Origin of the sequence: Kitasatospora sp. GAS1066B (assembly GCF_041262605.1) — a bacterium.
In the GTDB taxonomy this organism is placed as follows: Bacteria; Actinomycetota; Actinomycetes; order Streptomycetales; family Streptomycetaceae; genus Kitasatospora.
Window position 1 is genome coordinate 1 of record NZ_JBGCCO010000043.1, and the last position, 11,693, is coordinate 11,693.

9 protein-coding genes are annotated in these 11,693 nt (G+C 70.6%); 1 reads left to right on the forward strand and 8 read right to left on the reverse strand.

Annotated elements, in window-relative coordinates:
- The 8 genes from ABH937_RS33755 to ABH937_RS33790 form a co-directional block, all read right to left on the reverse strand.
- Positions 1–724, reverse strand: a 724-nt coding sequence (locus ABH937_RS33755) for an MFS transporter (protein WP_370220449.1), incomplete at its 3' end; no start/stop codon positions are given.
- Positions 721–2,286: a class I tRNA ligase family protein gene (locus tag ABH937_RS33760; protein WP_280694234.1), complete on the reverse strand. Its 1,566-nt coding sequence runs from the start codon at positions 2,284–2,286 to the stop codon at positions 721–723. The genes ABH937_RS33755 and ABH937_RS33760, both read right to left, overlap by 4 nt.
- Positions 2,283–2,690 (reverse strand): cupin domain-containing protein, encoded by a 408-nt coding sequence (locus ABH937_RS33765; protein WP_280694235.1) that lies wholly within the window; start codon positions 2,688–2,690, stop codon positions 2,283–2,285. Before ABH937_RS33765 ends, ABH937_RS33760 begins: the two co-directional genes overlap by 4 nt.
- A gap of 80 nt (positions 2,691–2,770) precedes the next feature.
- The gene (locus ABH937_RS33770; RefSeq protein WP_348533716.1) at positions 2,771–4,078 is read right to left on the reverse strand and encodes a SidA/IucD/PvdA family monooxygenase; all 1,308 of its coding nucleotides are present in this window, start codon (positions 4,076–4,078) and stop codon (positions 2,771–2,773) included.
- 245 nt (positions 4,079–4,323) lie between these two features.
- On the reverse strand, positions 4,324–5,385 hold the full coding sequence (locus tag ABH937_RS33775; RefSeq protein WP_280694236.1) for an FAD-dependent oxidoreductase: 1,062 nt from the start codon (positions 5,383–5,385) through the stop codon (positions 4,324–4,326).
- Entirely contained in the window at positions 5,382–5,855 is a 474-nt protein-coding gene (locus ABH937_RS33780) for a VOC family protein (RefSeq protein ID WP_280694237.1), read from the reverse strand. Before ABH937_RS33780 ends, ABH937_RS33775 begins: the two co-directional genes overlap by 4 nt.
- A gap of 239 nt (positions 5,856–6,094) precedes the next feature.
- The gene (locus ABH937_RS33785; protein WP_280694238.1) at positions 6,095–7,426 is read right to left on the reverse strand and encodes an MFS transporter; all 1,332 of its coding nucleotides are present in this window, start codon (positions 7,424–7,426) and stop codon (positions 6,095–6,097) included.
- A gap of 67 nt (positions 7,427–7,493) precedes the next feature.
- Positions 7,494–8,663 (reverse strand): acetyl-CoA carboxylase biotin carboxylase subunit family protein, encoded by a 1,170-nt coding sequence (locus ABH937_RS33790; RefSeq protein ID WP_280694239.1) that lies wholly within the window; start codon positions 8,661–8,663, stop codon positions 7,494–7,496.
- Between the two features lie 552 nt (positions 8,664–9,215).
- On the opposite strand from ABH937_RS33790, the gene pepN reads away from it, so the two are divergent.
- Positions 9,216–11,693 carry an aminopeptidase N gene (gene pepN, locus ABH937_RS33795; RefSeq protein WP_280694240.1) on the forward strand — a complete coding sequence of 826 codons (2,478 nt, stop codon included), beginning with the start codon at positions 9,216–9,218 and terminating at the stop codon, positions 11,691–11,693.

Below are 11,693 nucleotides of genomic sequence, written 5' to 3' on the forward strand. Positions count from 1 at the left end.
GCGTGTTGGCCGTGGTCACGATGACGCTACCGATGCAGTACAAGGCACCGAGCCGGACCACCGGCCCGTCGTGGAGCCGTTCCGACTCCCGCTCGGCCAGAGCCGGTTGGGCCACCGGGCGATGGCGTCCGATCAGCAGCATGCACACCGCGGAGGCCAGGAAGGTCACCGCGTTGAAGAAGAACAGCGGTACCACCCCGGCGAACTGGGCGACCAGCCCGCCGACCAACCCCGAGAGCACCATGCCGGCCTGGACCGCCACCTCGTAGCGAGAACTGAACGTCCCCAACCGCTCGGTGGCGATCCGCTCCTTCACCAGCGCCTGGCTGGCGGGCGTGAAGAGCGCCGCCAGACAGGCCAGCACGAAGCTGACGACGTAGGCCCCGATCCGGGCGGATCCATGAGCCAGCAGCCACACCGGCAGCGTCAGCGCGGCCAGCGCACTGGCCACATCGGCCAGCAGGCACAGGGTCCGCCGGTCGAACCGATCCGCCACCCGCCCGAACAACGCCGAGAGCACCACCTGCGGAAGCGCCGTCACGATGTACACCCAGCCCACCGACAGCGCCGTGCCGGTACTGCGGTAGATCAGCAACGAGGCGGCGATCAGCTGGATGTTGTTGCCCAGATTGGTGACGAACGCGGCCGGCAGCAGCAGCCGTTCGGCCCGGCTCACCCGAGTGTGAGCGGCCGCGGCCTCCGGTCGCAGGAAGATCGAGGTCACGGCAGCGGCGGCAGACGAAACGGCGCGATCTTGTCGACCGGGTCCAGGGCGAGCGACAGCTCCACCCCGGCCTCGGCGGCCAGCCTCGCGGTGTCCACCAGGATCGGCGCCGCCCAGGCGAGCAGCGACCTCACGGCCAGCAGCAGGTCACCCAACTCCCCCTGCTCGCGGGAACGTTCGTCGAGCGTGGCGATCCGCTCGGCGATCAGCTCGGCCGCCCGGGCCAGGCTGAACCCGGACAACGCGAAGCAGCCGCGCAGCTGTGCCGCGAACCGCTCCTCCTCCGCCCGGCCCGCCGCCGTGACCTGCTGCGGCCCGCTGCCGGCCGCGTCCGTCAGGCCTGCCAGCCTGGCTGCCAGCTCGTTCCACGGACCGGTCAGCCGGCGGGCGGTGACCTCGGCCAGGTCGGCCCGGTCGAAGTTGGTCCGCTCCCGCTCGGGCAAGGTCAGCGCCAGGTAGAACCGGGCGGCATCGCGCGGGGTGGTGGCCACCAGCTCGGAGCCGCGGATCAGGTGGTTGCGGCTGGTGGAGAACTTGGCGTGGTCCAGCTCGTAGAACTCGTTGACCACACTCGCGCTCGGCCGGATGTAGCGCTCGCCGTGCGCCAGCAGCAGGACCAGGTCGATCAGGCCCCAGTGGTAGACGTTGTCGAAACCATGGAAGTAGACCAGCTCGGCGCCGTTCGACGCCTTCCAGTACTCGTCGTACGGGAGCTGCCGGTCCCCGCCATTGGCCCACCAGGTGGCGTACATCGCCGCCGGCATCGCCTCCACCCACGGGTAGACGATCTGACCCGGGGCCGGCGCGAACGGCGCCGGGACACCCCAACCACCCGGAACCGTCACCGGGATGACCGGCAACGGGCCGGCCAGCAGGTCCCGGATCAGCTGGGCCGGATGCGGACGCCAGCGCGGCAGCACCTCGGCGAAGTGCGCCTCCAACTCGGCCCGGTACTCCTCCATCGGCAGCACCAGGACGGTCTCCTCCCGGAACGACACCGGGTCGTCCGGATCCAGCGCGTAGCGGGCGTCGAGCAACTCGTCGAAGTTGTTCGGGTGACCGCAGTCCTCGCACGCGCCACCGCTGCTGCCGGCCCCACAGGACGGGCAACTGCCGGTCAGCAGACCGTCGTAGAGGTAGCGTCCGGCCCGCTCGGCGTACGGCAACCGCACCGTCAGCCTGCGCAGCCGGCCGGCCTCGTGCAACGCGGTGACGAACTCCGTCACCGCCTCCCGGTAGCGCGCGTCGACCGGCGGCAGCACCCGACCCTCAGGAGCGGTCGTCTCGATCCCCATCGCCGTCAGCGAACGCTCGATGGCGACGGTGGACTCCGCCGCCAGCCGGGCCGGCGTCGTGTCCTGGCGCAGGGCCGTGGCAAGGACGTAGGTCTGGCTGTCGTCGGTCGCCGTCGTGTACGTCACCGGCAGGCCGGTGGCCCGCAGGTACCGGGCGTACACGTCTGCGGCCAGGTACGGACCGGCCATGTGGCCCACGTGCAGGTCACCGTTGGGCGTCGGGGTGGCCGCGATCAGGATCCGCGGCCGCCGGTCGGAGTCGGTCATGCCCCGGCACCCTCAGCCGGCCCGGTCCCCGCGTGCGGGCCCGCCTGATGACGGGTCAGGAAGCCGCCCGCCAGGTCGGCGTCCCACCAGATCGCGTAGAACTCGAAGTCGGTGTCCGAGCCGTTGACCACCTGGTGCACGGTCTGCGGCTCGAAGTGGATGACGTCACCCGCGACGAACGGCACCTTCCTGCCCTCGGTGCGGATCTCCGCGGCGCCGGACAGCGCGATCCAGATCTCGTACTCGTGGTGCCCGTGCTCGCCCGACTCGTTCCCGGGTGCGACCACGCACCAGGAGCCCTCGAACGGGGCGTTCAGCAGCGGCCAGGGCACCAGCCGCTGGGCGCGCAGTTGGTTGTCGAGCTTCAGGCCTGCCCGGTCCAGCGAACGGACTTCATGCGCCATGCTGATCCTCCTCGAAGCGTGCTGGTGGAGAGTGTGAACCGCCGTGAGCTGACGGTTCGTCAGACCGTGTCGGGTGGAGGTCAGGCGACGTCGGCCAGCAGACGGGTCTGCCGGCCGTCCTGCCCGCGGTGCAGCAGCAGATCGGAGACGATCTCGCTGGAGCGGCCGGCCAGCACGCTGAGCAACGAGTCCGAAATGCCGTGGGTGGCCTCGTTCACGCCCTGCAGGTAGCACGAGGCACCGTCGGTGACCTGCGGAACATCCAGCCGGTAATGGCGGTCGACGGTGATCTCGGCAAGGCCGAGTTCGTCGGCCAACTCCTGGACGAGCCTCGGCATCGCCCCCTCGAATCCGGTGCCGAGCAGCACCAGGTCACAGCGCGATTCGCTGATCTTCCCGGTCTTCCGATCGCGCATCGACAGGACGATCTCCGAACCCTCCATGCGGGTCGCGGTGATCTCGGTCATCGTCACGATCTTCAGCCGCTCGGCTCCGCCCAGGCGCTCCAGATACCGCTGACGGTAGAGCGTGTCCAGCATGGCCGGCGCAAGTCCCGCGTAATTGCTCAGATGCATCTCCCGGAGCAGCTGCTCGCGGGCCTCCGGGGGCGCCGAATGGAACTCGTCGATGAACGAGGTGTAGTAGATCTCGTTGGTGAACTTGCTCGACTCGTAGTTCTTCAACCCGATCGAGCGCATCACCAGCGTGGTCTCCGCCCCCGGGAATCCCTGGTGCACCGCCCAGAGCAACTCGGCGGCGCTCTGCGCCCCGCCGATCACGGTGATCCGCTTCAGCCCCGCCGGGTCCAGGCCGGCGATCCGCGCGGAGTACTCCGCGCTGTGGATGACCCGCTCGGGCGGCAGCCCGGCGAACTCGGCGGGGATCCGGGCGTCCCGCCCGGCGCCGATCACCAGGTCCCGGGCGGCCACCTCGGAGCCGTCGGAGAAGCGGGCCAGCCAGCCCGTCACCTTTCCGCCGGCACCGCGCCTCGGGACGATGCCCTCGCACCTCCTGCCGTAGGCGACCCGCACCTCGCTCAGCTCGTCGGCCACCCACTGCAGGTACCCGGAGATCTCCTGGCGGTACGGCGTGAAGGTACCGAGGTTGATGAACTCGTCGAGCCGGCCGACCGAGTGCAGGTAGTTGATGAACGAGAACTTGCTACGCGGATTCCGCAGCGTCACCAGGTCCTTGAGAAAGGAGACCTGACTCTGCGTCCAGGGCAGCAGCATGCCGCGCTGCCAGACCACGGAATCATGCTGCTCCACCAGGAGGGTGTTTCCGGCCACCTCGCCGGGCGCCAATTCCTCCAGAGCGATGGCCAGCGCGAGATTCGCCGGGCCGGCCCCGATGGCGAGCAGTTCGACTTCCTGTCCGTCCAATGCCATCCCCTATCAGTGAACACAGGAACTCTGAAACTCTGGAAAATCACGATCTCTGGAGCTCGAGAAGACTGGAGCTCAGCAGGCTGGAAATCAAGAACTCGGGAACCGGGAGTCCGGCTGTCCAGGAGTTCGGGAACTGGAGAGTCCGGGGCTCGGGAATCCGGGAACGTGGGGGTCCGGGAGTCCGGGAGCTCGGCGGCTCGGGAATGAATCCGATGCTGCCAGCCGGCTATTCTCCCGGCAAGCGTTCAACTGCCCATTTCGGTGAGAATTTCACCGGAGATCAGCGCGGCGGCGGCCGAACGGCCCGCCCCGAGCGCGTACTTGGCCGCGCCACCGGTCCCGCCGGTGAACGTGAGCACCGGCGAGCCCGGCAGGCAGGCGCGCAACCGCAGCCCGCCGGACGGTGCGTAGCAGTCGGCGGCGGCCACCGTGACGGCGTCCGGCCCTGGCCAGGAGTCCAGGCCCAGCCGCGCCTCGGCGCACCCGGCGACCCGCTGGGCCAGCTCGGTGTCGGTCCGCAGCGCCGCCGGATCGACCCCCCAGCGGTCGGTGGGCAGGCCCAACAGGAAGCGGCCCGGGCCGGCCGGGCGTCCGTAGAGACCGGAGGTCTCGTCGACGAAGGCACCCAGGCCGGGCGGCGCACCCCGGCCCAGCGTGTACTGGATCTGTTTGACTCTCAACCCCCCGCCCGGAAAGCCCCAGGCGGCGAGCAGTGCCGGCGTCCAGGGCCCGGTGGCGAGCACCACCGTGTCGCAGTCGAGTCCGGTGCCGGCGGCCGTCCGCACGGTGCCCTCGGGCAGCACCCGGACCACCGGCTCGGGGCGGAGCACCGCGCCCGCGCGGACCGCCTGCTCCAGCAGGGCGTCCCGCAGTGCCGCCGGGGAGAGGTAGCCCGCCTGCTGTTCGACCACCGCGACGGCGCCGGGCGGGAGTCCCAGGAAGGCCTTCAGGTCGGGGAGTTCGCGCAGTTCGGCGGAGCCCGGCAGCAGCTCGTCGAGCAGCCGCAGCACGGCGGTGACCGCCGACCGGTCGGTGTCCGGCGGGAGGACCATGGTGGAGTCGAGCTCGCGGTAGCCGGCCCAGCCCCGCAGCAGGGGCGAGCCCCGCAGTTCGGCCAGGCTCTCGGCGGCCGCGCGGGCCGCCGCCGGGTCGGTCTCGAAGCCGCGCAGCAACCCGCCGGAGGCCTGGGTGGCATCCGCCGAGCGGCCCTGCTCACTGATGAATACCGTTGGTGTCAGGCCGAGTTCGGTGAGTCGCCAGGCGAGCACGGCGCCGGCCAGGCCGCCGCCGACGATGGCGGTTCTCACGGCGCGCCGGCCGCGGTGCCGAGGTGGGCGTCGGCGGGCGTCCCAGTGGGGCCCGCATCGGTGCGCCGGTACTCGACCAGCTCGATCAGCAGCCCCGCCGGGCGCTTGGCGTAGACGAAGGCCACCCACATGCCGGGACGCGCCCCCGGCTGCGGCTCGCTGTCCAGCGCGACCAGGCCGAGCCCGCGCAGCCGCGCCAACTCCGCTGCCACATCGTCCACTTCGAAGGCGATGTGGTAGAGGCCCGGTCCGTGTTCGGCCAGCCGGCGACTGACCGCCGCCTCGTCGTTCAACGGCGCGACCAGTTCGATGGCGCCGCCGCCCTTCTCGGCCTGCCAGAACTCACAACTGACGCCGTACGTCTCGGCGTTCCCGCGATCCCCGGCGGCCAGGCCCAGGGTGGCCAACAGGTCGCCCACACCCTGGGGGTCGCCGGTCGCCACGCCCACGTGGTCAAGTCTGATGATCACGATCTCCCCTCTCCGATCTGCCGTGCGCGCATGCGTGGCTGCGCGCATGCGTGACTGCTTTGGAACGTCGCGGAGTTCACACTTCAGCTCGCCGGCCGCCGCCACCCGCGGTCCGGCCCTGGCGTTCAACTGCACACTCTCACCGGTCGAACGCCGGCAGAACTCGCTGCCCGGCGCGCTCGACCGGTTGAGGTTGGCGGTGCGGGCCGGCCGTCCGTGACGACCGGCCCGCACCGGGCTCAGACGGACTCGGTGACCGGCTCCGGCTCCGGACTCCCGTCCTTGGCACCCTTGTCGGCGCCCGGGAAGGCGAACAACCCGAGCACGCAGGCCACGGCGGCGAGCAGGCCGAGCGTCGGCCAGACCGCCCGGCCCAGGCCCAGGAAGAGCTCGCCGCCGATGACCGGGCCGATCGCGGTGCCGAGGTTGAAGGTGAACTGGAAGCTGCTGATGTACACCGGCTTGAGGCGGGCCGGCCCTGCGATGGCCGGGAAGGAGAAGACCGCCGGGCCGCCCATGATCTCGGCGGCGCTCCAGATGAAGGTGCCGATCAGGATGACCGCCCCGCCCAGCGGGAAGCCGTAGAACATCTCACCGAGGCCGACCAGCGCCCAGGAGAGCACGACGCTCAGCCGCAGCGGCCACTTCTGGGTGAACTTGGTCAGCGGCAGCTCGAAGACGATGACCATGAAGCCGTTGAGCGCCACGGCCAGCGTGTACCAGAGCACGTTCACGTGCTCCTTGGCGACGTCCAGCGGCAGCGTGCTGGTGTACTGCACGTAGACGATCGTGTTGAACAGCATGCCGATCAGGAAGAACAGGTACCGGCGGTCCCGCAGCACCGCGCGGTAGCCGCTCTCCCCGGGCTCAGCGGACTCCGCGGCGGGCTGCTCGACGACGGGCTCCGCCGCCGGCTCGGTGGTGTCGGCCTTGGCCGACGCGGCGACGTCGGCCTCGTCGTGCTTCGCGGGGATCAGGAAGAAGGCGATCAGCGCGTAGACCACCGCGACCAGCGCCTCGCCCCAGAAGAGCACGGTGTAGCTCTTGTGGCGCAGGTTGAACAGGGCGTACCCGAGCAGCGGCGAGGCCATCGTGCCCAGGTTCAGACCCCAGCGGTAGATCGCGAAAATCATCACCTGCCGGGTGTCCGGGGTGAGTTCGGAGAGCAGCGAGGCCGAGGCCGGCCGGTACATCAGGCCGAGCAGGCCCACCAGGAAGACGGCGAGCACCTTCGCCGGGTAGCTCGGCACGTACACGATGGTGGTCAGCAACAGCGCCGAGCTGGCCATGCTCAGCACGGTGGCGTTGCGCGCGCCGAGCCTGCTGGCGAGCGCACCGCCGATCAGTACGCCCACCATGCCGCCGGCGCCGTAGGCCCCCAGGGCCAGCGAGGCCTCGGCGGTCGAGTAGCCCTTCGCGATCAGGTAGAGCACGAGGAAGATGGTGAGGAAGGCGCCGAGGCGGTTGACGATGACACCGGCCAGGATCGCCTTGACCGCGAGGTGCGATTCCTTGAACGTGACCCAGGCCCCCGGGCCTTGGGAGGAGGGCTGCTGCTCGTTCTCGGTCATTTGCTATGGCTGTCTTTCAGTCGGATGGCAGACGTCGGTCGGACGGCATACGGCGGGACGGAGTTGTTCAGACCGAGACGACGACCAGCGCGGCGCCGGCCTCGTCCAGCGCCTGCCGGCAGGAGTCCACCGAGTCGCCGGCCACGGTCGCGAAGGCGATCCGGCCCCAGACGGTGCCCCTGGGCGGCGGCGAGACGACGGCGCCGGGTGCGGCCACCACCACCGACTGGTCGACGGCGGCGGGCAGTTCGCCTTCGAAGGCGACGGAGCCGAGGGTGGTGTCCTCCTCGGCGACGTAGAAGAAGCGGACCCCGGTGACCTGGTGACGCAGCTGCGCCAGGTCGGGCGCCAGCCCGCAGGCCACCGAGGCGGCGGCGAGCCCCGGGTCGATCCCGGTGGCCAGCAGGCCCAGGTAGGGGATGAGGTCCCCGCCGAGCCGCCCGTTGACCTCGATCAGCTTGGGGCCGTCGGCCGTCAGCATGAACTCCGTGTGGGTCCAGGCGTTTTCGACGCCGAGCGCGGCGTGCGCGCCCGTCAGCGCGGCGACCAGCGCCGGGTCGGTGAGCAACGGGTCGTCGGCGTCGACGAAGTGGCCGATCTCCTCGGCGTACGGCGGGTAGCCGACCACCTTGCGGCCGACGAACAGCGGGGTCACCACGCCGTTGCGGATCACCGCGTCCACGCTGATCTCCTCGCCCGTGACGCACTCCTCGACCAGGTACGGCTCCGCGGAGTTGAAGAGGACCGGCTCCGGGATGACGATCGAGCTGGTGAAGGCGAAGCCCGCGCTCAGCGCGGCGGCGTCCTCGACCCGGATCACGCCGAGGCTGGCGCCGAAACCGCGGGGCTTGAGCACGACGGGGTAGCCGAGCGACTCAGCGGCCGCCAGGGCCTCCTGCGCGGTGGCGACGGGTATCGAGGCGGGCTGCGGCACGCCGGCCGCGGCGAGCGCCGCACGGGTCTGCCCCTTGTCGCGCAGCCGCCAGATCACCGCCGGGTCCCCGTTGGGCAGCCCGAGCGCCTCGGCGATGTACGCGGTGGCGTGGATGCGGACCTCGTCCCAGCAGAGCACGCCGGCCACCGGGGTGGCGGCGTGCAGTTCCAGCGCCGCCTTGGCCATCGCCGGCCCGTCACAGGTGTCGGGGAGCACCGTCCAGCCGTCCAGATAGGCCTTCTCCCAGGACGGTTCGACGGTGTGGAAAAGGTGAACCGTAAAGCGAGTGGCGATCGACCTCAAGAGATACTCGCGGTACGGACGCAGACCTGATGCGACCAGGAGGAGAAGTGGCCGCTCTGTCGCTTCGTCACTGCCGGTGACCATAATTCCGGATTCCTTCCCTGATCTCCATGCTCGGCCCGTCCGTGGCACGGGCCGAGTCGCCCCTTTGGAGTCTCAGTGAGCGCGATGGCACAACCTACAAGTCGTCCTGACGGACTGTCGAGGTGCCACCCGCGCCGCGAGCGCCGCCGGCCTCCCGTCGGCCTCCCGCAGGCCACTCCCAGGCCCGTTCAACCGGAGGTTCTCGACAGTTGAACAGCGGATAGCCATGCACTCCGGCGCATCTGACTGCTACTCAAACCGGTGTCCGCGTACATGGAGCCGCCACCACAGGCGCGGGCGTCAGGTTTTCCCCACCCGGACCCTGTCGACGACTCGCTCCGACAGGCATCATGTCCCTCTGTCGGCTCTCCCGGGGCCGGGACCGGGTCCGGATAGGCGAACCGCAGGCCACCGGACGTCTCCGGGTATTCCGGATTCCCCGAATACTTCTGGAAAGGGGAAAGCAGAATGTCCAGCCTCACCAAGGCGGAAGCCTCCCAGCGGGCTTCCGTCATCTCGGTCAACGGCTATCAGGTGAATCTCGACCTCACCGGGACGGACGAGATATTCCGTTCCACCACCACCATGCACTTCACCGCCGCACAGCCGGCGGCACAGACGTTCTTCGAGCTCCGGCCCGCGGTCCTGCACGAGGTCACCCTGAACGGCAGGCCGCTGGACCCGGCCCGGCTGAGCGACGGGCGCTTCCCCCTCACCGAGCTGGCCGGCGAGAACGAGCTGACCGTCGTGGCGGACATGCCGTACTCCCGCAGCAACGAGGGCCTGCACCGGTTCACCGACCCGGCGGACGGGCAGGTCTACGTCTACGGCTTCCCCTACGCGGACCAGGCGCCGCGGATCTTCGCCTGTTTCGACCAGCCGGACTTGAAGGCCCCCTTCGCGTTCACCGTCGCCACGCCGGCGCACTGGCGCGTCCTGTCCACCGCCGAGGCGACGCAGACCGCTCCCGGCCAGTGGGAGATCGGCCCGACCGCCCCCCAGGCCACGTACCTCACCACCATCGCCGCCGGCCCGTACGCCTCGTTCACCAGCGACCACGACGGTATCCGGCTCGGACTGCACTGCCGAGCCTCGCTGGCCGAGGCGATGAAGGCCGATGTGGCTGAACTCTTCGACGTGACACGGCGATGCCTCGACGAGAGCCACCGGCTGTTCGGGGTCCGCTACCCGCTGCCGAAGTTCGACCAGATGTTCGTTCCGGAGTTCAGCGTCATCTCGCTGGACCACCCCGGACTGGTGCTGCTCCGCGAGCAGTGGCTCTTCAACTCGGCGGCGCCCGACAGCGAGCGGGAGACCAGGGCGGTCATCCTCGCCCACGGCATCTCGCTGATGTGGATGGCCGGCCTGGTCACCAACGCCTGGTGGGACGAACTCTGGCTCGGCCAGGCGTTCGCCGACTACCTCGCGCACCGCATCCCCTCCGAGGTCACCCGGTTCACCGGCCCGCCGACCACCTTCGCGGCCCGCCGCAAGGGCCAGGCGTACGACGCCGACCAGCGCCCGTCGACCCACCCGGTCAGTGTGGCGGGCGAGTCCGTCGCCGCCGCCCTGCTCGACCTGGACCGGATCTCCTACTTCAAGGGACACGCGGCGCTGCGCCAGCTCTCCGCCGCGATCGGCGACGACGCGCTGCGCGCCGGGCTGCGCCTCTTCTTCGAACGGCACGCCCACCGCACCGCCACCTACAAGAACTTCCTGGACGCGCTGAGCGAGGCCGCCGGGCAGGACCTCACCCACTGGTCCGACAGCTGGCTCAAGTCGGCGAACGTGAACACCCTCTGGCCGGAACTGGAGACCTCCGACGGCGTCATCACCGCCGCCGCGATCCACCAGTCCGCCCCGCAGAGCCACCCCGTGCTGCGCCGGCACACCTTGGACATCGGCCTGTACGACGCCACCGGGACCCGCACCGCGCTGGTCCGCGCGGTGGCCGACGGCTCCCACACCCTCGTTCCCGAACTGGTCGGCCGGCCCGAGCCCGCCTTCCTGCTGCTCAACGACGGCGACCTGACGTACGCCAAGATCCGCCTGGACGAGCGCTCCCAGCAGGCGCTGCCCGGCCTGCTGGCCCACCTCGCACCGATCAACCGCGCGATGCTCTGGTGCCAGCTGCTGCTCGCGGTCAAGGACGGCGCCTACCCCGCCGCCGCGCACCTCGCGCTGGTCGCCGACATGGTCCGGGTGGAACCGGAACTGGCCATCATCACCGAGGTGTTGGAACAGGCACGGTTCCAGGTGGCGGACACCCTGCTGGACCCCGCCGAGCGTCCGGCGGCGGTGGCGAAGATCGCCGACGCGCTGCGCAGCCGCCTCGCGGGCACCGGGCCCGAGGCCGAGGAGGGCCTCACCCTCTTCCGCGGCCTGATCGACTTCACCCCGGATGCGGCGGAACTCGCCTCCTGGCTGGGCCCGGTGGAACTCCCGGCCGGGCTCACCCTGGACACCGACCTGGCCTGGCGGATCCGGTTGCGGCTCACCGCGCTGGGCGGACTGGGCGCGGCGGAGATCGAGGCGGCGCAGCAGGCCGAGCCCGGCTCGGACAGTGCGCTCGGCGCCCTCAAGTGCCGCTCCGCGCTGCCCGATCCGGCCGCGAAGGAGGCCGTCTGGAACGCGCTGCTCTCCCCCGGCGACCTCTCCAACTTCGAGGTCTTCGCGCTGGCCGACGGCTTCTGGCAGCCCGAGCAGGAGGAGCTCACGGCGCCGTACGTCGTCCGCTTCTTCGAGGAACTGCCGGCGGTGGCCGGGAAGCAGGGCGACCTGGTGCTGGACCTGCTGGTCAAGGCCCTCTACCCGAGGCACTCGGCCCGCCCCGCGACCGTGCGGCTGGCGCGGACGCTGCTGGACAGCGGCCAGCTGCCCGCCTCACTGCGCCGGGCGGCCGCCGACCTGACGGACGACCTGGCCCGGGCGGCCGCCGTCCGCTGA

Excerpts from the sequence above, each read along its gene's own strand:
- ABH937_RS33760 (WP_280694234.1), bottom strand. The coding sequence starts at position 2,286 with ATGACCGACTCCGACCGGCGGCCGCGGATCCTGATCGCGGCCACCCCG.
- ABH937_RS33765 (WP_280694235.1), bottom strand. The coding sequence starts at position 2,690 with ATGGCGCATGAAGTCCGTTCGCTGGACCGGGCAGGCCTGAAGCTCGAC.
- ABH937_RS33770 (WP_348533716.1), bottom strand. The coding sequence starts at position 4,078 with ATGGCATTGGACGGACAGGAAGTCGAACTGCTCGCCATCGGGGCCGGC.
- ABH937_RS33785 (WP_280694238.1), bottom strand. The coding sequence starts at position 7,426 with ATGACCGAGAACGAGCAGCAGCCCTCCTCCCAAGGCCCGGGGGCCTGG.
- pepN (WP_280694240.1), top strand. The coding sequence starts at position 9,216 with ATGTCCAGCCTCACCAAGGCGGAAGCCTCCCAGCGGGCTTCCGTCATC.